The sequence below is a fragment of the Pseudomonas frederiksbergensis genome, from assembly GCF_000802155.2.
Lineage (GTDB): Bacteria > Pseudomonadota > Gammaproteobacteria > Pseudomonadales > Pseudomonadaceae > Aquipseudomonas > Aquipseudomonas frederiksbergensis_A.
This window is the reverse complement of record NZ_JQGJ02000009.1, coordinates 214087-235096: the sequence shown is the minus strand read 5'-3', so window position 1 is coordinate 235096 and position 21010 is coordinate 214087. Positions and strand designations below refer to the sequence as shown.

20 protein-coding genes are annotated in these 21010 nt (G+C 62.1%); 6 read left to right on the top strand and 14 right to left on the bottom strand.

What is annotated here, in order from left to right; genetic code table 11:
* Positions 1-62 precede the first annotated feature (62 nt).
* The 5 genes from JZ00_RS18310 (at position 63) to JZ00_RS18290 (ending at position 3572) form a co-directional block, all read left to right on the top strand.
* Entirely contained in the window at positions 63-1559 is a 1497-nt protein-coding gene (locus JZ00_RS18310; protein WP_039592235.1) for an RNA polymerase factor sigma-54, read from the top strand.
* 76 nt (positions 1560-1635) lie between these two features.
* Entirely contained in the window at positions 1636-1944 is a 309-nt protein-coding gene (gene hpf / locus JZ00_RS18305) for a ribosome hibernation-promoting factor, HPF/YfiA family (RefSeq protein WP_039592236.1), read from the top strand.
* Positions 1945-1956: 12 nt separating this feature from the next.
* Positions 1957-2421 carry a PTS IIA-like nitrogen regulatory protein PtsN gene (gene ptsN / locus JZ00_RS18300; protein WP_039592237.1) on the top strand — a complete coding sequence of 155 codons (465 nt, stop codon included), beginning with the start codon at positions 1957-1959 and terminating at the stop codon, positions 2419-2421.
* Positions 2422-2423: 2 nt separating this feature from the next.
* Positions 2424-3281, top strand: a complete 858-nt coding sequence (gene rapZ / locus JZ00_RS18295; protein ID WP_039592238.1) for an RNase adapter RapZ — start codon at positions 2424-2426, stop codon at positions 3279-3281.
* A 15-nt stretch (positions 3282-3296) separates the two neighbouring features.
* Positions 3297-3572 carry an HPr family phosphocarrier protein gene (locus JZ00_RS18290; protein WP_039592239.1) on the top strand — a complete coding sequence of 92 codons (276 nt, stop codon included), beginning with the start codon at positions 3297-3299 and terminating at the stop codon, positions 3570-3572.
* A 52-nt stretch (positions 3573-3624) separates the two neighbouring features.
* Here the strand turns inward: JZ00_RS18290 and JZ00_RS18285 are convergent, their stop codons facing one another.
* From JZ00_RS18285 to pmbA, 6 genes are all read right to left on the bottom strand, one after another.
* Positions 3625-4515, bottom strand: coding sequence for a ZIP family metal transporter (locus tag JZ00_RS18285; RefSeq protein ID WP_039592240.1), 891 nt, complete (start codon positions 4513-4515; stop codon positions 3625-3627).
* 30 nt (positions 4516-4545) lie between these two features.
* A complete protein-coding gene (locus JZ00_RS18280) occupies positions 4546-5157 on the bottom strand; it encodes a superoxide dismutase (protein WP_039592241.1) in 612 nt (203 codons plus the stop codon).
* 1 nt (position 5158) lies between these two features.
* The gene (locus JZ00_RS18275) at positions 5159-5599 is read right to left on the bottom strand and encodes a hypothetical protein (protein WP_039592242.1); all 441 of its coding nucleotides are present in this window, start codon (positions 5597-5599) and stop codon (positions 5159-5161) included.
* A gap of 27 nt (positions 5600-5626) precedes the next feature.
* Entirely contained in the window at positions 5627-7003 is a 1377-nt protein-coding gene (locus tag JZ00_RS18270; protein ID WP_039592243.1) for a class II fumarate hydratase, read from the bottom strand.
* Positions 6996-7391, bottom strand: a complete 396-nt coding sequence (locus JZ00_RS18265) for a hypothetical protein (RefSeq protein WP_039592244.1) — start codon at positions 7389-7391, stop codon at positions 6996-6998. The genes JZ00_RS18270 and JZ00_RS18265 overlap by 8 nt, the downstream gene beginning before the upstream one ends.
* A 147-nt stretch (positions 7392-7538) precedes the next feature.
* On the bottom strand, positions 7539-8885 hold the full coding sequence (pmbA, locus tag JZ00_RS18260) for a metalloprotease PmbA (RefSeq protein ID WP_039592245.1): 1347 nt from the start codon (positions 8883-8885) through the stop codon (positions 7539-7541).
* Positions 8886-9041: 156 nt separating this feature from the next.
* Here pmbA and yjgA point away from each other — a divergent pair, with 156 nt between their 5' ends.
* A complete protein-coding gene (gene yjgA, locus JZ00_RS18255) occupies positions 9042-9566 on the top strand; it encodes a ribosome biogenesis factor YjgA (RefSeq protein WP_014336624.1) in 525 nt (174 codons plus the stop codon).
* Between the two features lie 44 nt (positions 9567-9610).
* Here the strand turns inward: yjgA and tldD are convergent, their stop codons facing one another.
* The 8 genes from tldD to mreB form a co-directional block, all read right to left on the bottom strand.
* On the bottom strand, positions 9611-11053 hold the full coding sequence (gene tldD, locus JZ00_RS18250) for a metalloprotease TldD (RefSeq protein ID WP_039592246.1): 1443 nt from the start codon (positions 11051-11053) through the stop codon (positions 9611-9613).
* A gap of 5 nt (positions 11054-11058) precedes the next feature.
* Positions 11059-11922 carry a carbon-nitrogen hydrolase family protein gene (locus JZ00_RS18245; RefSeq protein WP_039592247.1) on the bottom strand — a complete coding sequence of 288 codons (864 nt, stop codon included), beginning with the start codon at positions 11920-11922 and terminating at the stop codon, positions 11059-11061.
* Between the two features lie 50 nt (positions 11923-11972).
* Positions 11973-15776: a YhdP family protein gene (locus tag JZ00_RS18240; protein WP_039592248.1), complete on the bottom strand. Its 3804-nt coding sequence runs from the start codon at positions 15774-15776 to the stop codon at positions 11973-11975.
* A gap of 60 nt (positions 15777-15836) precedes the next feature.
* On the bottom strand, positions 15837-17294 hold the full coding sequence (gene rng / locus JZ00_RS18235; RefSeq protein ID WP_039592249.1) for a ribonuclease G: 1458 nt from the start codon (positions 17292-17294) through the stop codon (positions 15837-15839).
* 56 nt (positions 17295-17350) lie between these two features.
* Positions 17351-17947 carry a Maf family protein gene (locus JZ00_RS18230; RefSeq protein ID WP_039592250.1) on the bottom strand — a complete coding sequence of 199 codons (597 nt, stop codon included), beginning with the start codon at positions 17945-17947 and terminating at the stop codon, positions 17351-17353.
* Positions 17948-17990: 43 nt separating this feature from the next.
* Entirely contained in the window at positions 17991-18479 is a 489-nt protein-coding gene (gene mreD / locus JZ00_RS18225; RefSeq protein WP_030139842.1) for a rod shape-determining protein MreD, read from the bottom strand.
* Positions 18476-19618, bottom strand: a complete 1143-nt coding sequence (gene mreC, locus JZ00_RS18220; RefSeq protein ID WP_082112109.1) for a rod shape-determining protein MreC — start codon at positions 19616-19618, stop codon at positions 18476-18478. Before mreC ends, mreD begins: the two co-directional genes overlap by 4 nt.
* Before the next feature lie 140 nt (positions 19619-19758).
* Complete coding sequence (mreB, locus tag JZ00_RS18215) at positions 19759-20796, bottom strand: rod shape-determining protein MreB (protein ID WP_002555108.1); 1038 nt, start codon at positions 20794-20796, stop codon at positions 19759-19761.
* Positions 20797-21010 lie beyond the last annotated feature (214 nt).

Sequence of the window (21010 nt, the reverse complement as noted above, 5' to 3'; positions counted from 1 at the left end):
GCTCCGGCGCCCTGTAGTGGATGGCGCATGTGCGCCGGCAAATAAGGTGTTTAGCCCCTGCCATGAAACCATCGCTAGTCTTGAGAATGGGCCAGCAGCTGACGATGACACCGCAGCTGCAACAGGCCATCCGCCTGCTCCAATTGTCGACCCTGGACCTGCAACAGGAAATCCAGGAGGCCTTGGAATCCAATCCGATGCTTGAGCGCCAGGAAGAAGGCGACGACTTCGACAACACCGATCCACTGGCCGATAACGTCGAGCAGAAAACCACCCCCGAAATCCAGGAACCGTCCTACCAGCAGGAAGCCGCCCCAACGGTGGATAACCTCGAGGATGGCGAATGGAACGAGCGCATTCCCAACGACCTGCCCGTGGACACCGCGTGGGAGGACGTCTATCAGACCAGCGCCAGCAGCCTGCCGAGCGGCGACGACGATGAATGGGACTTCACCACCCGCACTTCCGTCGGCGAAAGCCTGCAGAGTCATCTGCTCTGGCAATTGAACCTGGCGCCGATGTCCGATACCGATCGCCTGATCGCCGTGACCCTGATCGATTGCATCAACAATCAGGGCTACCTGGACGAGACGCTGGAAGAAATTCTCGAAGCATTCGACCCCGAGCTCGACATCGAGCTGGACGAAATCGAAGCCGTCCTTCACCGCATCCAGCAGTTCGAACCCGCCGGCATCGGCGCCCGCAACCTGGGCGAGTGCCTGTTGCTGCAATTGCGCCAACTGCCCGCCAAGACCCCTTGGCTGGCTGAAGCCAAGCGCCTGGTCACCGATTACATCGACCTTTTGGGCGGCCGCGACTACAGCCAACTGATGCGCCGCATGAAGCTCAAGGAAGATGAGCTGCGCCAGGTCATCGAGTTGGTGCAAAGCCTCAATCCGCGCCCCGGCTCGCAGATCGAATCCACCGAGCCTGAGTACGTGGTCCCCGATGTGATCGTGCGCAAGCATAACGATCGCTGGCTGGTGGAGCTCAACCAGGAGTCCGTGCCCAAGCTGCGCGTCAATGCCCAGTACGCCGGCTTCGTCAAGCGCGCCGACACCAGCGCCGACAACACCTTCATGCGCAACCAGTTGCAAGAAGCCCGCTGGTTCATCAAGAGCCTGCAAAGTCGCAACGAAACCCTGATGAAAGTAGCCACCCAGATCGTCGAGCATCAGCGCGGCTTCCTGGAGTACGGCGACGAAGCGATGAAGCCGTTGGTCCTGCATGACATTGCCGAGGCGGTGGGCATGCACGAATCGACGATTTCACGCGTCACTACCCAGAAATTCATGCATACCCCACGGGGCATCTATGAATTGAAATACTTTTTCTCCAGCCATGTCAGCACCTCCGAAGGCGGCGAATGCTCGTCCACGGCCATCCGCGCGATCATCAAGAAACTGGTCGCCGCGGAAAATCAGAAAAAGCCGTTGAGTGACAGCAAGATCGCTGGTTTACTGGAGGCACAAGGCATTCAGGTGGCCCGCCGTACCGTCGCCAAATACCGCGAATCCCTCGGGATCGCACCTTCGAGCGAACGCAAGCGGTTGATGTAACGGGCCACGCCACAGCGTTCCAGTGGCAGGCAACCCAGCCTGCCGCTTTATGCACTGGCAACGAAGGAGAAGCTGTATGCAAGTCAACATCAGTGGACACCAACTGGAAGTGACCGAACCCCTGCGCACCTACATCGGCGAAAAACTCGACCGATTGGAAAGGCATTTCGACAAGATCACCAATGTGCAAGTCACGATGAACGTCGAAAAGCTGCTGCAGAAAATCGAAGCCACGCTGCATATCCCCGGCGGAGAAGTGGTTGCCAACGCAGAGCATTCAGACATGTATGCCGCGATTGACCTGCTGACCGACAAGCTGGATCGCCAACTCAAAAAGCATAAGGAAAAGACCCAGAGCCTCCTCCAGGGCGCAACCGGTCGTTAACCCCCCCAATCCATGATCCGACTAGAAACCATCCTGACCCCCGGCCGCTCCCAAGTGAACGCGCCGGGTGGCAGTAAAAAGAAAGCCCTCGAACAAATCGCCAACCTGATCCACCGCGAAGTGCCGGATCTGGAAATGCAGGACGTCTTCGAGGCCCTCATTGCCCGTGAAAAACTCGGTTCCACCGGTTTTGGCAACGGCATCGCCATTCCCCATTGCCGCCTCAAGGGCTGTGAAGCGCCGATCAGCGCGCTGCTGCACCTTGAAGCCCCCATTGATTTCGACGCCATCGACGGCGCGCCGGTCGACCTGCTGTTCGTATTGCTGGTTCCGGAAGCGGCGACCGATGCGCACCTTGAGCTGCTGCGCCAGATCGCCAGCATGCTGGACCGCAAGGAAGTGCGTGAAAAACTGCGCAGCGCAGCGAGTAGCGAAGCTTTGTATCAGGTTGTCCTGGACGAGCAGAACGGTCATTAACCATGCGCATGATCATCGTCAGTGGCCGCTCCGGCTCCGGTAAAAGTACCGCCCTCAATGTGCTTGAGGATAACGGCTACTATTGCATCGATAATTTGCCGGCAGGCCTGCTTCCGGAATTGGCCGAGCGCGCCTTGATCCACACCGAACTGGCGCAACCGCTGGTCGCCGTGTCCATCGATGCCCGTAACCTGCCCAGCCATCTGTCGCGGTTTCCTGAACTGCTCGAGGATGTGCGCAACCGGCATATCCAGTGCGACGTGCTGTACCTGGATGCCGACGAAGAAACTTTGCTCAAGCGCTTTTCCGAAACCCGTCGGCGTCATCCGCTGAGCAATGCCAGCCGCTCCCTGGCTGAAGCCATCCATGACGAAAGCCAACTGCTGGGCCCCATCGCAGACCTGGCGGACCTCAAGCTCAACACCACGAACCTGAACCTGTATCAACTGCGCGACACCATCAAGTTGCGCCTGCTGAACCAGCCGGAACCGGGTACGGCCTTCCTCGTCGAATCGTTCGGTTTCAAGCGCGGAATGCCGGTGGACGCCGACCTGGTATTCGATGTCCGCTGCCTGCCCAACCCTTACTGGAAGCCGGAACTGCGCGAGCAGTCCGGGCTGGACCAACCGGTGATCGATTACCTGGCTACCCAGCCGGATGTCGAGGAAATGTTCCAGGACATCTCCAGCTACCTGCTCAAATGGCTGCCCCGCTTTGCCGCGAGCAACCGTGCCTACGTCACGATCGCCATCGGCTGTACCGGTGGCCATCACCGCTCCGTCTACCTGACCGAACGCCTGGGTCAGCTCCTGCAACAATCCCTGAAGAACGTCCAGGTTCGCCACCGCGACCTCAGCTAAAGGATTCACATCGCGATGCCTGCTCGGGAAATTGAAATCATCAACAAGCTGGGTCTGCATGCCCGAGCGTCAGCGAAATTCGTCGGTGTGGCGGGTCAGTTTCCGGATGTCACGATCAGGGTCGGGCGCGACCCTGAGACCACCGTCGATGGTAAAAGCATCATGGCGATGATGATGCTCGCCGCCGGCAAGGGCACCAAGATCCACCTGAGCACTGAAGGTGAACAGGCGCAGGAAGCGATGGACGCCCTGGTGGACCTGATCAACAGATACTTCGACGAAGGCGAGTGACTGCCCGAGGACTCGAGCCACAACAGCACAAGCGCATGGTCCTTGGATTGCATCAGGCCAACGCCGTGTCCATCACCATCATCAGGCAAAAACCCACCAGCAATCCCAGGCTCGCCAGCTTCTCATGACCATTGCGGCGAGATTCGGGGATCACTTCATGGGTCACTACCAGCAACATCGCCCCTGCCGCCAGTGCCAGCCCAAGCGGCAACAGCACCTCGGCCAGGCTGACCAACCAGGCGCATAGCAGCGCAAACACCGGCTCGACCAGCCCTGACGCGGCGCCGATCAAAAATGCCCTGGCACGCGACATTCCCGCAGCCGCGAGCACCAACGCAATCACCAGCCCTTCCGGGACGTCCTGCAAGGCGATGCCCATCGCCAGGCTGTCGGCGTCCGGCATGCCGCCGCCCGCAGAGACGCCAACCGCCATTCCTTCGGGGGTGTTATGGGCAATGATGGCGAAGACGAACAACCAGATCCGCGGCGCAATGATCGGGCGTCCTGGCGCGGCGATCAGCCTTTCGGGGCTGGCCGACACCTTGCGGTCTACCAGATACAGCCCGAATGCCCCCGAGAGGATGCCCAAACAGACAAGGCCACTGGCCGCCCATGGCGTGAGCCCCAACTGCTCGGCGGCGGCTATTGCCGGCACGATTAGTGAGAATGCCGTGGCGGCAAGCATCACTCCGGCGCCGAACCCCAGCAGCGAATCGCTCACGGCCTGGGGCATGCGCCGGATCACCAGCACCGGCACCGCCCCCAGCGCGGTGCCCAGGGCGCAAAGCCCGCCACCTTGCAACGCACGCAGCAACTTCGGCTCCAGGTCCAGCCATGCCAGTCCCTGCGCCGCCAGCAGGGTCATCCCGACCAACAGTAGCAGTGATCCCAAGGCGTAGCGAAACATGCGCCCGCCGGCTATCGCCAGAGTTTCAGTGTCCATAGTCAGCCTTGGATTGTTCTTAGTAGGGACTCAAGCGACCGCTGCCTGGTAGCGTCGTGCAACTTCCGGCCAATGGATCACGTTGTAGAACGCGTTGATGTATTCGGGACGACGGTTCTGGTACAGCAGGTAATATGCGTGCTCCCACACATCCAGGCCGAGAATTGGCGTGTTGCCACTCATCAAGGGGCTGTCCTGGTTGCCACTGCTTTCAACAACCAAGGTCTTTTGCGGGGTCACGCTCAGCCAGGCCCAGCCGCTGCCGAAACGGCTCAACGCGGCTTTGGTGAAGGCTTCCTTGAACCGCTCGATGCCGCCCAGCTGCGCTTCGATCGCCGCCGCCAGTGCGCCGTCCGGCTTGCCACCACCGTGGGGCGCCATCACCTCCCAGAACAACGAATGATTCGCATGGCCGCCGCCCTGGTTGATCACCGCAGCTTTCAATTCCTGGGGAAGCTGCTCAACGCTGGCCACCAGTTGCTCGACGGGCCAATCGGCGTATTCGGTGCCCTCCACCGCCGCGTTGAGGTTGTTGATGTACGTCTGGTGATGCTTGGTGTAGTGGATTTCCATGGTCTTCGCATCGATGTGCGGTTCCAGGGCGTCGTAGGCATAAGGCAACGCAGGCAAGGTAAAAGCCATCTCAATGGACTCCGTAATGAACAGGGGTGTCGCGATGCCGGGTCGAAGCGGCATCGCCGTGGAGCAAGCGGTGGGTGCGTGGGTATTCGCCGTGCTCGCCGATGAAATTCAACAGCTCGACATAGGTCTTGTGGCTCTGGCGCATCGCAGCGGCACGCAGGGCCGGGGCCAGGCGTTCGTCCTGCAGGGCCGTCAGCAGGCGCTGGTGGATGGCACACAGGTACTCCGCGCTCTCCTCCGGCTGATTCAAGCGCAGGTGCAGGTCCGCCAGGTTGTGGTGGGACACGACACAAGCCGCCACGGCTTCATCCGCGTCCGCCCAACGCTCGAACAACACCTGCGCCAGCGCCAGCGCTTGCAGGTAGGCTTCGCGAGCATCGACCAACTCGCCTTGCATGAAACAGCGATTGGCACGCTCGATCGTACGTTTCCAGTGTTCCATGATGAGTCCTCCACATGAGTGTCGGGGTCACACCCCCCCGGCGGTGAGTTTCTCGGGGTCCAGCAGGACCTCAAGCTCGGCGCGCGTCAGGTCGGTGTGCTCCAGGGCGACATCGATGACCGGGCGACCTTGCTGATAAGCCTTCTTGGCGATTTCAGCGGCCTTCTGGTAACCGATGATCGGATTCAGCGCCGTGACCAGGATCGGGTTACGCGACAGCGCCTCCTTGAGCCTGGCTTCGTTGACCTTGAACGTGGCGATGGCCTTGTCCGCCAGCAACCGGCTGGCGGTGGACATCAACGTGATGCTGCTCAGCAGGTTCTGGGCGATGATCGGCAGCATTACGTTGAGTTCGAAATTGCCCGATTGACCGGCGATGGTGATCACCGTGTCGTTGCCGATCACTTGGGCCGCTACCATCGCCGTGGCTTCAGGAATGACCGGGTTGACCTTGCCGGGCATGATCGAGGAACCCGGCTGCAAGCCTTCCAGCTCGATCTCGCCCAGGCCCGCCAGCGGCCCGGAATTCATCCAGCGCAGGTCGTTGGCAATTTTCATCAGCGACACGGCCGTGGTCTTGAGCTGTCCGGAAACCGCCACGGCGGTGTCCTGGGAGCCGATCAGCGCGAACAGATTCGTTCCCGGCGTGAATTGCACCTGGGTCAACTGCGTCAGTTGTTGGCTGAACAACTCGGCGAAGCGTGGATGGGCATTGACCCCGGTGCCGACCGCCGTACCGCCCTGGGCCAAGGATTGCAGGCTCGGCAGCAGGTCCTGCAGATGGCCGATATTGGCCTTGAGCTGCTGCGCCCAACCGTCGAGCACCTGGCTCAGGCGCACCGGCATGGCATCCATCAGATGGGTCCGACCGGTCTTGATGAACGGGTGGACCTCTCCCGCCTTGCGCTCGATCACCTGCACCAGGTGCGACAGCGCTGGCAGCAACTGCTCATGCAAGGCCAGCGCGGCGCTGACGTGAATACTGGTGGGAATGATGTCGTTGCTGCTCTGCCCGCAATTGACGTGATCGTTCGGGTTGACCGGCTCTCCCAACAGGCGACTGGCCAGGGTGGCGATCACTTCGTTGGCGTTCATGTTGGAACTGGTGCCGGAGCCGGTCTGGAAAATATCCACCGGGAAATGTTCCATGAAGTCGCCTTCCAGCAAGCCCTGGGCCGCATCGACGATGGCCTTGCCTTGGGCCGCGCTGACTTGTCCCAACTCTACGTTGGCCCTGGCGGCGGCAGCCTTGGCCAGGATCAGGGCGCGAATGAACTGCGCCGGCATGCGCTGGCCACTGACAGGAAAGTTATCCACCGCACGCTGGGTCTGCGCGCCATAGAGCGCAGCCACCGGCACCTGGAGTTCGCCCATGCTGTCGCGTTCGATACGGGTATTACTCATCGGGGAATCCTTGTTCCAGTTCAGTAAGGGAAATCGATGGCTCCAGCGCGCAGGTCGCCAGCGCCCAGGCGTGGCTCTGCCAACGCCTGAGACGGCAGCGGCAATTCGACTGCTGCTCCAAGTCGCGAAGTGGACGCCAGGCTTGATCAAGACACAGGTTGCGCCAATGCCATGGCAGCGCGACGTCGCGGGCGGTATCGAGGAGCAGGCGAAAGGCGGTTTCGGAAATCATCCACGGTGAAGTGGCAGTGCAGCAGGCAAGGTAGCGGCCCTCGGCCAGGTAATGCTCGATCAGCCGAGGCTCGTCCGGACTTGTCGCGCAACGGATCTGGCGACTCATCCAGCGCAAGCTTTCAAGGTAGGGTTGTTCGTGCAGGGCAACACTCATGACCGGGTCCCGCTCAGCAAATGAGATTTATTATTAAATGATAATAAGACGCAACACAAGCGAGACAGGGGACAAAGGAAATTTGCTGGCACAAAAAAGGCGCGTCACCTCAATGGATGACGCGCCTTTGTTTTACACGGTGAGGTGTTAGCTACCCGCCACCGTCATCCGTTCAATCAACACCGAGCCAGTGCGAATGTTGCTGCGCAGCTCCAAATCATTCCCCACCGCCACGATTTGCTTGAACATGTCGCGCATGTTCCCCGCAATGGTCACTTCCTGGACCGGGAACTGGATCTCGCCATTCTCGACCCAGAACCCCGCCGCGCCACGGGAATAATCCCCGGTGACCATGTTCAGGCCATGGCCCATCAGTTCCGTCACCAACAAGCCGCGGCCCATGCGCCGCAGCAGTGCAGCCTGGTCCTCTTCGCCATGGGTAACGAACAGGTTGTGCACGCCGCCGGCATTGGCGGTGCTTGGCATGCCCAGCTTGCGGCCCGAATAAGTCCCGAGGATGTAGGACACCAACTCGCCTTTTTCCACGAACGGCTTGGCATAGGTGGCCAGGCCATCGCCATCGAACGCCGAACTGCCCATGGCTTGCATCAGGTGTGGTCGCTCGTCGATGGTCATCCATTCCGGGAACAGTTTCTGGCCCAGCGCGCCCTCGAGGAACGACGACTTGCGGTACAGGTTGCCGCCGGACACCGCCGACAGGAAGCTGCCGAACAAGCCACCGGCCAGTTCGGCAGAAAACAGCACCGGCACTTCGCAGGTCGGTACCGGCCGTGCGCCCAGACGGCTGGCTGCCCGTTGCGCGGCTTTCTGGCCGATGCTCACAGGGTCCGCCAACAACGTGCCCTGGCGGTTGACGTCGTACCAGTAGTCGCGCTGCATCTGCCCGTCGGCCTCGGCGATCATCACGCAACTGAGGCTGTGGCGGGTCGATGCGTAACCGCCGACAAAGCCATGGCTATTGCCATAGACGCGGCAACCCTGGTGGGTATTGAGCGTCGTACCATCGGCATTCTTGATCCGGCTGTCGGCCTCGAATGCCGCCGCCTCACAGCGCAGTGCCTGTTCGATAGCCTGCTCGGGCGTGATGTCCCAGGCGTGGAACAGGTCGAAATCCTTCAGCTCCTTGCACATCAGCGCGGCGTCGGCCAAGCCCGAGGCTTCGTCTTCGGACGTGTGCTTGGCAATCGCCAGCGCCGCGGCCACCGTTTCGCGAATGGCCTCGGGCCCGCTGGCCGAAGTGCTGGCCGAGCCCTTGCGCTGGCCTACGTACAAGGTAATGCCGAAACCCTGGTCGCGATTGAATTCAACGGTTTCCACCTCGCGCTGGCGCACCGAGGTCGACAGTCCCTGCTCCAGCGATACCGCCACTTCACAGGCGCTGGCCCCCTGTCGCTTGGCCTCGGCGAGAATCTGCTCGACTTGCTCCTGCAGTGCCGGCAATGCTTGCGGGCCGACGCTTTGAACTGCACTCATGGTGTTCTCCACTCAAATTCTGCTTTCGGTAACGGTTTTGAACGCAAACGGCCTGCGCGGCGATTTTTCGTACAAACCCTTGGCCTTCTAGCGACCGGGCCGGACAAGCGGCCCCCGACTGGTTATCATGGCGGCGTTTCTTTGCGGACTGCCACCATGGTTGATTCTTACGACGACTCCCTCTACGAGGGTGAAAAAAGCAAATCCCAGGTCAAACGCGAGCTGCATGCTCTGGTTGACCTCGGCGAGCGCCTGACAACACTCAAGCCTGACTTGCTGGCCAAACTGCCCCTGACCGACGCCTTGCGCCGGGCCTTGGCCGATGCGCCCAAGCACACCGCGAATATCGCGCGTAAACGGCACCTGCAATTCATCGGCAAACTGATGCGCGACCAGGACACTGACGCCATCCTCGTTTTGCTCGACCAGCTCGACGCCTCCACCCGGCAGTACAACGAGCGCTTCCACAACCTGGAACGCTGGCGCGATCGCTTGATCGCGGGCGATGACGGCACCCTGGAAAAATTCGTCATCGATTACCCGGAGGCTGATCGCCAGCAATTGCGCTCCCTGATCCGTCAGGCCCAGCACGAACTGGCGCAGAACAAACCGCCGGCCTCGAGCCGTAAAATCTTCAAGTACATCCGAGAGCTGGACGAGACTCAACGCGGTCTGCGCTGAGTTACGCCCTTGGGTGGAGGCCATGCACTCCACCCAATGCTCCATCATGCGCCCGTGCCACCCACGGTAATCGCATCGATCTTCAGGGTCGGCTGGCCGACGCCCACCGGCACCGATTGTCCGTCCTTGCCACACGTCCCCACGCCGCTGTCCAGCGCCAGATCGTTACCGACCATCGACACCTTGCTCATTGCCTCCGGCCCGTTGCCGATAAGGGTCGCGCCTTTGACCGGCGCGGTGATCTTGCCGTCTTCGATCAGGTAGGCCTCGCTGGTGGAAAACACGAACTTGCCGCTGGTGATGTCCACCTGGCCACCGCCGAGGTTGGCGCAATAGATGCCTTTCTTCACCGAGGCGATGATTTCCGCCGGATCGCTCTGGCCGCCCAACATGTAGGTATTGGTCATGCGCGGCATCGGCAGGTGTGCGTAGGATTCGCGGCGACCGTTGCCGGTTCGGGCCACGCCCATGAGCCGGGCGTTGAGCTTGTCCTGCATGTAGCCCTTGAGCACGCCGTTTTCGATCAAAGTGGTGCACTCGGTCGGGGTGCCTTCATCGTCGACGCTCAGGGACCCGCGACGTCCAGCCAGCGTGCCGTCGTCGACGATGGTGCAGAGTTTCGAGGCGACCATTTCGCCCATGCGCCCACTGTAGGCCGAGCTGCCCTTGCGGTTGAAATCGCCTTCCAGGCCGTGGCCCACCGCTTCGTGCAGCAACACCCCGGACCAGCCGGACCCGAGCACCACTGGCAAGGTACCGGCCGGGGCCGGGATCGCTTCGAGGTTGACCAGCGCCTGGCGCAGCGCTTCGCGGGCGTAGCCCATGGCACGGTCTTCACTGAGGAAATAACGGTAGTCGGTGCGCCCGCCACCGCCATGGCCACCGCGCTCGCGACGGCCATTCTGCTCGACGATCACGCTGACATTGAAGCGCACCAGAGGCCGTACGTCCGCCGCCAGGCCGCCATCGGTAGAGGCCACCAGGATCCGCTCCCAGACCCCGGCCATGCTGACCGACACCTGCTGGATACGCGGGTCGAGGGCGCGGGTGGCGACGTCGATGCGCTTGAGCAATTCGACTTTCTCGGCACGGCTCATGACTTCCAGCGGATTATCCGGGGCATAGAGTTGCGCCACATCCCTGCTGCTGAAGGCCTGGACCGTGCCGTTCTGCCCGGCCCTGGAGATCGATCGAGCGGCACGGGCCGCCGTACCAAGGGCTTCGAGGGTGATGGCATTGCTGTAGGCAAAACCGGTTTTTTCCCCGGATTGGGCACGCACGCCCACGCCTTGGTCGAGGTTGAAACTGCCTTCCTTGACGATGCCGTCTTCCAGCGACCATGACTCGGAAATCTGGCCCTGGAAATACAGGTCGGCGGCATCGATGCCTGGGCCGGCCAGGTCGCCCAGCACGCCTTGCAGGCTTTCGAGGGTCACGCCACCGGGGGCTAGAAGGTGTTCACTGACTGAGGACAACAACCCGCTCATATGTTTTACGCCTTGAATTCGTCGTCTTGGGCAGGTCGCTGTCGAGCGCCCTGCGAGAAAAAGCGCCGATGACTCGCCACCGGCATGCGCGCCCTTATGGACGCCTGTTCGCTGCTGTCGAGCTCGGCCAGCAGCACGGCCTCGCCTTGATCCTGTTGCGCCAGCACGCGGCCCCACGGGTCGACAATCGCGGCATGGCCGAAGGTTTCCCTTGGCCCCGGATGCGTCCCACCCTGGGCAGCCGCCAGCATATAGCACTGGGTCTCGATGGCCCGGGCGCGAATCAACACGTCCCAATGGGCGGCGCCGGTCACCGCTGTAAATGCGGAAGGCGCGGTAATCAGTTCGGCCCCGGCTGCCCGCAGCTCACTGTAGAGCTCCGGGAAACGCAGGTCGTAACAGACCGTCAACCCCACCCGGCCCACGGGGGTATCGGCGACCACCACGTTGCGTCCATAAGCATAGTCATCGGATTCACGGTAGCGCCCCCGATTGTCCGCCACGTCCACGTCAAACAGGTGCAGCTTGTCATAACGCGCGACGATCTGGCCCTGGTCGTCCACCAGCAACGAACAGGCATGAACCCTGGCTTCGGGCTCGTCCACCGGCGGCAACGGCAGCGTGCCGGCGACAATCCATAACTTGAGGTCGCGGGCGACCTGTTTCAACCAAGGCAGGATCGGTCCCTGACCAAAGGCTTCGGCGCGCCCCATGTCGGCGACGTCCCGCCGCCCCATTGCGGCGAAGTTTTCCGGCAGCACCGCCAGCCTCGCACCGCCCGCCGCCGCCTGCTCCAGCAGTACACGGGCACGGGCCAGGTTGGCGAGGACATCGCTCTGGCTGACCATTTGAATCACGGCGACTGGCATGCGCTCCCTCCCTTCTCGTATCGCTCCCCCAGGGGATCAGTGCCAACTCGTCAGAACGGTTTGTCGAAAGTGATTTTCGGCTCTTTCCACGGCCCCTTGACGTCGTATCTTACGCTGGCAAAACGCGCGACGCGGTCACCGATCAGTTTGTCGATCAAGAACAATGCCCCACCCACCGCCGGGGCGCCAACGATCAGCGCGGCGATGGGCAGGTTATTGGTTACCGGCAACGTCACCAGCAGCTTGGCATCGACCCGGTCAGTGACCATATCCAGCGTGCCGTTGAGCTCCAGATTGCTCGAAGGCCCGGTCAAGGTGATGGGCTCGCGTGTCACATAGACGCCACTGCTCGCCACCAGCAAACCCTTGACCCGATCGTAGCTCAGCCCTTTGCCGAACAGGTCGGAGAAATCCAGGCGCAGGCGTCGGCCAATGGAATTGAAGTTCAGCAGGCCAAATACCCGCAATGCCTGCGCGCTGCCTTCGACCTCGACGAACTGCCCCTTGTTCAGCGATGCATCGAGGCTTCCAGAGAAGCGCTTGGTGGCCACCCAGGCGGGTGAACCCGGCCAGCGGCCATCGACGTCCAGGCGAAACTCCTGGCTGGTCACGCTGGGGGCGAATCCCCAGCCCTTCAGGACATCAGCCAGGTTCTTGCCCTTGATACGGCCTTTGTACCAGCTGCTGGTCGAGCCCGGCGCGCCTTCCCAGGCGCCGTTGCCATTGAGGACCATGCCCTTGAGGCCCATGTCCAGGTCGTTCAACGCGATGCCCTTGCCGGTCGGGCGCACCTTCAACGACCAGGCTCCGATCAGATCCGGCCCTTGGAACAACTGGTCGATGGCGATATCCATCGCCGGTATCTTGCTTGGATCAACCGAAGCCAGCGGATCCGGGGCGTTTTCATCGGCCTGGACGGTCGGGTCGACCGCTGGCAAACGCACGTAGTCCAGCTTGATACCGATCGGGGCGGCTTTGGCGTCCGGCAGGTTGACGGTGCCCTTGGCCTGCTGGCTGTCGAGCCGCATGGCCCAGGCGTCCGGCTTGCGGTCCAGTTGCACCGATGCCTGGTCCAGCGTCGTGCCCATGGCCGTGAGCTTGCCCACTTTCAGGTCGGCGCTGCTGAGCACTTGCCGGGCACTGCCCCCCGGATCCTGGCCGGCATATTTGGCCACCAGGTCCTGCCAGGGGCTCACGTCCAGTTCCGACAAGGTGCCGCGCAAGCGCAGCCCCTTGCCTCCAGGCAGTACTGCCTCGCCCCCGCCCAGCAGCAATTCGCCACGGCCGTCGGCCGTTTTACCGCTCGGCGCGGCATACGTGAAGCTCGCCAGGTCGCCGTAATTGCCCCAGTAACGCCGCTCCGGCCCCTGCAATGTCATGCGAAACACGGTATCGCGCCCAACATCCGCAGCCATGCCGAAGGGGGCCGGCAAATCCACCACGACGCCTTTGAGATTGGAATTGATCGACAGTTGGCTGTCGGCACCGTCGAGGATCACTTGCAACTGGTACGGAACCACGCCGGAGACAGGCAGCGGCTGGGTCACGCTCAGCCAGTCGGTGAGTTTTTTCACCTCGACCCGTCCGGACGCCGTGACACGCGTGTTGAGCGCACCAGCGCGGCCCTCGGCGAAAATCTGTGCGGTCACGGGGCGGTCGAATGCCCGGGCGGCGATGTTCTTGCCGCTCAGGCCCTTGCTGCTGTCGAAGCGGAAGTCGCCCTTGAGCTGCGTCAATTCCAAGGCCGGTTCGCTGAGCTTGAGTCGCGCCTTGTCCGTGGCGAAGTCCACGAGGATTTTCGGTTGTTCGCCCTTCTCCAGCGCAATATCGAGCTTCACGCTGCCTTGCAGATCGCCCTCGCCTTCCCAGCCGGCGAATGTCTCTGCCGTGCCAATGGGCGCGGTCTGGAGAATCTTTAATCCGTCGCCCAGGCCGCCGGCAAACCCACCGTCCAGCAGCAGATGGGAGCTCTGTCCGGTTGGCACATGGGGAATGTTCACCGAAACATCCTTCACCTGGGTATTCAGCAATTGCCCCTGGCTGGCGAAGATGCGTACACCGCTGTCTTCGACAAATACATCGCCGCTGACCTTGCTGACCGAAGGCCAGCCGGGCTGGAACGCCAGCTCGGCGTCATGCACCTTGAAAAACAGGCTGATGCTGCGGGCCGCGTCCTCGGCGCCTTTGTTCAGCGAACCTTGGTACTGGAAAAAACCCTCATCCACGGCGCCTTTGACAATCGCCGTGCGCAGCCACTCGTCCAGCGCCGGGCTGAGGACGGTCGGCAAGTACTTGGCGGTGTAGCGCCCGTCGCCGTCCACCAGGCCGACCCGCAGGTCCATGTAGTCTTCCTGGCTGTGGTCGAAATGCAGGCGGATCAGGAAGTCGCCGGCAATCCGGCCCTCCTCTCCCAACACTTTCAGGTAAGGCGCGACCAGGGTGAACCCTTGTTTGTCCAGCTTCCAGGTCAGCCGGGCGTTGGCCTGCAAGTATTGCCAGGGCTTGGCGAAGATCGGGTCCAGGTGCAGGGAAAAATCCTTGCTGTCCATGCGCAGTTCGCCACCGCCGAGGTCGCCGCTGAGGCTGCCCGAGACATTGCGCGCGGCCGGTGCGCCGCGATAGGCGTTGAAACCCACCGTATCCAGGTTCGTGGCAAAGCTGATTTTCTGATCGCCGGTATTCTGTGGCCGGTAATCCAGCAAGACATTACGCAAGCCACCGGTCACCTTGAGCCGGTCGATTGCGGTGGCAACCCCTTCGGGCAAGGGCGCCAGGGCATTGAGCAACGGCGTCAGCGGCGTCAGGTCGAGGCGATCGGCCTGCAAGTGCCAGCGCTCCTCGGCCTGGTCGGTGGCGTCGTTGTGTTGCAGTTGCAGGCGCGATTCCCAGCGGGTCTCGCCCAGGCTCATCGCCAGGGTGTCGAAGGTCGCGACGAATCCTTGGCTGCCTCGCTGGAAATAGCCGTTGAGGGCCAGGTTGTGGACCTGCACCGGCTTGCGGTCGGCATACGCGCCTTGCAGCTGCGGCGCGTTCAAGCGCATGGCTGCGCTTTGCACCGTGCCTGCGGCCCAACTGAGCCAGAACTCGCCACCGGCCTTGATCTCGGAAAAATTCCACTGCCGGGTCAGGCGTTTCGGCAGCCATTGGGACCAATCGCTTTGCGGCAGGCTCAGGTAGGCATCGGCCTCGCCGTTTTTCCAATCGTTGGCGCGGATGCGGGTACGCAGGTTGATCGCCACGGGCTGGCCATCAGGCAGGGTCAGCCGCGCGTCCAGGCGCTGGCGGGAAACACCGGTGCGCAGGCTCAGACCGACGTAGGTCAAGCTCAGGGGCGGATGATCCAGCGGCTGCAAGGTGACCTGGCTGTCGAGCACCGACAGCTTCGAGACCATTTGCATCCGATCCAGCAGTTGCTGCGGATCGAGCGGCTGGTCGTCCCGCACCGGCAGGCCTTCCAGGGCCCATTTGCCGTCGGTGCCTTCCTTCAGGCTGATTTTCAGGCCGCTGACTTCCAGATGGGCGATGCGCACCTGTCGCGCCACCAGGCTATCCCACACTGCGGGCACGGCGCGCACATGATCCAGGTGCAGCGTATTGGGTCCGTCGCCGACCACTACATCGCGCGCGGCGAGTATCGGCGCCAGGGCGCTCCAACTGCCTTCGAGGCTACCGACGTGCACCGGCATGCCTAGCGCTTCGCCAGCGCGGGCCTCGACCTCGCTACGGTACTCGGCAACCAACGGGACCAACTCCCGGCCGAGGCTGACGTACAAGGCCAGCACCACCAGCAGCAGCGCGCACAGGCCCAACCCCCAGCGTGTCAGTGTCGCCAACAGGCGTGTCAGACGCTCCATGTCAGCAGCCCCCCTTGGCAAAGGCATTCACGGCGCGGCCTCGCCACTGCGCCTGCGACGTCAGAGCAACACCACGTCGTATTGTTCTTGGGAATACATGGTCTCGACCTGGAAACGAATCGTACGACCGATAAAGGCTTCCAGCTCCGCGACATTGCCCGACTCTTCATCGAGCAGCCGATCCACCACTTTCTGGTTCGCCAACACTCTATAGCCGGTCGCCTGGTAGGCGCGCGCCTCCCGGAGGATTTCACGGAAGATTTCGTAACACACGGTTTCCGGGGTCTTGAGCTTGCCTCGGCCCTGGCAGCTGCTGCATGGCTCGCACAGTACTTGCTCAAGGCTTTCACGCGTGCGCTTGCGGGTCATCTGCACCAGGCCCAGTTCGGTGATGCCGATGATGTTGGTCTTGGCGTGATCGCGCTCCAGCTGTTTTTCCAGGGTCCGTAGCACCTGGCGCTGGTGCTCTTCGTCTTCCATGTCGATGAAATCGATGATGATGATCCCGCCGAGGTTGCGCAGGCGTAGTTGCCGGGCAATGGCGGTCGCCGCTTCAAGATTGGTCTTGAAGATGGTTTCCTCGAGATTGCGATGGCCGACAAAAGCACCGGTGTTAACGTCGATGGTACTCATCGCCTCGGCTGGATCGACCACCAGGTAACCGCCCGACTTGAGCGGCACCTTGCGTTCAAGGGCGCGCTGGATTTCGTCTTCAACGCCGTACAGGTCGAAAATCGGCCGCTCGCCAGGGTAGTGCTCCAGGCGATCGGCGATTTCCGGCATCAGCTCGCCGACGAACTGGGTGGTTTTCTGGAAAGTTTCCCGGGAATCGATGCGGATCTTCTCGATCTTGGGGCTGACCAGGTCCCGCAGGGTACGCAACGCCAGGCCCAGGTCTTCGTAAATCACGCTGGGGGTGGCGATGGTCTTGATCTGTGCGGCGATCTGGTCCCAGAGCCTGCGCAGGTAGCGGATGTCCATGAGGATCTCATCGGCCCCGGCGCCTTCGGCGGCGGTGCGCAGGATGAAGCCGCCGGCTTCCTTGATGCCCTCTTTTTCCACGCAGTCGCTGACCACTTGCTTCAAGCGCTCGCGCTCGGCTTCGTCTTCGATCTTCAGGGATATGCCGACATGGGCGGTGCGCGGCATGTACACCAGGTAGCGCGATGGGATCGACAGCTGGGTGGTCAAACGCGCGCCCTTGGAGCCAATGGGGTCCTTGGTGACCTGCACTACCAGGCTCTGGCCCTCGTGGACCAACGCACTGATGCTCTCCACCGCCGGCCCTTCGCGCATGGAGATTTCCGAGGCGTGGATGAACGCCGCGCGGTCCAGGCCGATGTCGACGAACGCGGCCTGCATGCCCGGCAGCACCCGCACTACCTTGCCTTTGTAGATATTGCCGACGATGCCACGCTTTTGCGTGCGCTCGACGTGAACCTCTTGCAGCACACCGTTTTCAACCACCGCCACGCGCGATTCCATCGGCGTGATGTTGATCAGAATCTCTTCACTCATGGCAGGGTCTCGTTCAGGCATATTCACGATTATGGCCGCATCTAGTCAGACGGCGCTCAGCGCGCGCTCAAGGTTTGCCAACAGGGTATGCCGAAATGGCCGAGCAATTCTGCGGTTTCGCACAACGGCAGCCCGACCACGGCCGAATAACTGCCTTCAAGCCCGGCGACAAACACCGCGCCCAGCCCTTGGATACCATAGCTGCCTGCCTTGTCCCGCGGTTCGCCGCTGGCCCAATAGGCGAGCGCTTCCTGCTCCGTGATCAGGCGAAAGCGCACCCGGCTGCGAACCATCCGGGTCTCACAGCGCCGGCCATCCAGCACGGCAACGGCGGTCAGTACGTCATGGTCGCGACCTGACAGGCCCAGGAGCATCGACAACGCGTCGGCCTGGTCGACCGGCTTGCCGAGAATCCTTCCATCCAGCACGACAGCGGTATCCGCGCCGAGCACGCAGCCCTCCACACCGGCTTCCAGGGCTCGCAGCCCGGCCTCGGCCTTGCCGCGCGCCAGGCGTTCGACATAGGCCGACGGGGTTTCATGATCGAGGGGAGTTTCGTCGATGTCCGCACTGACGGCGGTAAACGGCACGCCAATCTGCGTGAGCAATTCACGCCGGCGCGGCGAACCTGAGGCGAGGTAAAGCGGTTTCATCAAGACATCTCCCTTCCAAGGTACGGGCCAATGCCTGACCGAATCAGTTGATTTTGAAACGCAGCCGCAAGCCACGCAAACCGAAGCTTATCCACGGCCAGAGCAAGGCGCTGACCAAGGCCGGCAATACCAGCGCCAGGGTCGGCTGGCGGTTGCCGGTCAGTGCGCTGAGCCACAGCTGCACCAGCTGTGCCAGGCCAAAGATCACCAGGATCACCAGGCTCTGCTGCCACATCGGGAACATCCGCAGGCGCTGTTGCAACGACAGCACCAGGAACGTAATCAACGTCAGGATAAGCGCGTTCTGGCCCAGCAACGTGCCGTAGAGCACATCTTCGGCCAAGCCCAGGCACCAGGCCGTGACCATGCCGACCTTGTGCGGCAAGGCCAGCGCCCAGAAGGCCAGCAACAAGGCCAGCCACAGCGGGCGCAGGATTTCCATGAACTGCGGCAGCGGTGAAACACTGAGCAACAGGCCAATGGCGAAGGTCAGCCAAACCATCCAGCCGTTCCCGGATCGAGTACTGCTCATTCTTCTCGTGCTCCCCTGGTGGCGGGCGTAGCGGCAGGCGCCGGGGCCGGCGGTTTGGTCGCCGGCCTGGCAGGTTGGGTGGCAGGCCTGGCAGGTGGGGCCGCCGGCTGCTGGGCGGCTGGGCGGGCTGGAGTCGCGGCGGGTGCAACCGGGGCCACCGTTGCCGGGGCCGCAGCAGCAGGCGTTGTCGCCTGGGGCTTGGGCACAGCGGCCGGTGCAGGCGCAGGCGTCGGTGTGACCGGAGCGGATGAATCGCTGCCCTGGCGATCCTGGGCCTCCTGCGCCACGGCGGCATCGTTGGCGCGCTCTTCAGGCGTGCGGTTGTCGCTGAACACCAGCAGCAGGTAGCGACTGCGGTTCAAAGCAGCCGTCGGCACCGCCCGCACGATCGCGAACGGCTGGCCGGAGTCATGGATGACTTCCTTGACCGTCGCCACCGGATAACCGGCCGGGAACCGCTGGCCGAGGCCGGAGCTGACCAGCAGGTCGCCTTCCTTGATGTCGGCGGTATCGGCCACGTGCCGCAGCTCCAGGCGTTCCGGGTTGCCGGTGCCGCTGGCAATCGCCCGCAGGCCATTGCGGTTGACCTGCACGGGAATGCTGTGGGTGGTATCGGTCAGCAACAGCACACGGGACGTGTACGGCATCAATTCCACCACCTGCCCCATCAGGCCCCGGGCGTCGAGCACCGGTTGGCCGAGGACCACGCCGTCGCGTTCGCCCTTGTTGATGATGATGCGGTGAGTGAACGGGTTGGGGTCCATGCCGATCAGCTCGGCCACTTCGACCTTCTCATTGACCAGCGCGGAGGAATTGAGCAACTCGCGCAGCCGCACGTTTTGCTCGGTGAGCGCCGCCAGCTTCTGCATGCGCCCCTGCAGCAGCAGGTTTTCCGTCTTGAGCTTTTCGTTTTCGGCAACCAGTTCGGTCCGGCTGCCAAACTGGCTGGCCACACCCTGCCACAACCGTTGCGGCAGATCGGTGATCCAGTAGGACTCCATCAATACCAGCGAAATCTGGCTGCGCACTGGCTTGAGCAGTGTGAAGCGGGCATCCACCACCATCAGCGCAACCGACAGCACGGCCAGCACCAGCAGGCGTACACCCAATGAGGGGCCTTTGGCAAAAAGCGGTTTAATAGGCCGCTCCTCCCAGGCAAATGTTTTCTTTATTCATACGGCATCAAACCGGCCTGGATACGAATGACAGAAGATAAACGCCAACGGGCAGCACTGCAAAGTGCTGCCCGGGAGCGAACAACATAGGCGATCCCGCCAGCTTATTCGCTGGAGAGCAGGTCCATGGTGTGCTTGTCCATCATTTCCAGCGCACGGCCACCACCGCGGGCAACGCACGTCAGCGGATCTTCGGCAACGATCACCGGCAGGCCGGTTTCCTGGGCCAGCAGCTTGTCGAGGTCACGCAGCAGCGCCCCGCCACCGGTCAGCACCAGGCCACGCTCGGCGATATCCGACGCCAGCTCCGGCGGCGATTGCTCCAGGGCGCTCTTGACCGCCTGGACGATGGTCGCCAGCGATTCCTGCAGCGCTTCGAGCACTTCGTTGGAGTTGAGGGTGAACGCGCGTGGAACACCTTCAGCCAGGTTGCGACCGCGGACGTCGACTTCGCGCACTTCACCGCCCGGATAGGCCGTGCCGATTTCCTGCTTGATACGCTCGGCGGTGGATTCGCCGATCAGGCTGCCGTAGTTGCGGCGCACATAGGTGATGATCGCTTCGTCGAAACGGTCGCCGCCTACACGCACGGATTCGGCGTAGACCACACCGTTGAGGGAGATCAGCGCGATTTCAGTGGTACCGCCACCAATATCCACGACCATCGAACCGCGGGCCTCTTCAACCGGCAGGCCGGCACCAATGGCAGCGGCCATCGGCTCTTCGATCAGGAACACTTCACGGGCACCGGCACCGAGGGCCGATTCACGGATGGCGCGACGTTCCACCTGGGTGGACTTGCAGGGCACGCAGATCAGCACGCGAGGGCTGGGCTGCAGGAAACTGTTTTCGTGGACCTTGTTGATGAAGTACTGCAGCATCTTTTCGCAGACGCTGAAGTCGGCGATCACGCCGTCCTTCATGGGGCGAATGGCTGCAATGTTGCCCGGCGTACGGCCCAGCATGCGCTTGGCTTCCGTACCGACAGCCACGACACTTTTCTGGTTACCGTGGGTGCGGATGGCCACGACCGAGGGTTCATTCAGGACGATACCGCGCTCGCGCACGTAAATAAGGGTGTTGGCAGTGCCCAGGTCGATGGATAGATCGCTGGAAAACATGCCACGCAGTTTCTTGAACATGGGAAAGGGACCCTAGGCAACGCGTGGGTAAAAAAGTGCGGCAAACTCTAACAACGACAGGGATTTTGGGCAAGGCGCCAATATGTTAAATTGGCCGCTTTTCTGTGCACCAAACACCGAGATCGCGGCCGTAGGGCCGTAGAAATGCGGTAGTGTTCCGACAATCTAACACACGGACAGACTGCGTCCGTTTTGTTTTCCACTGGAGAATCCC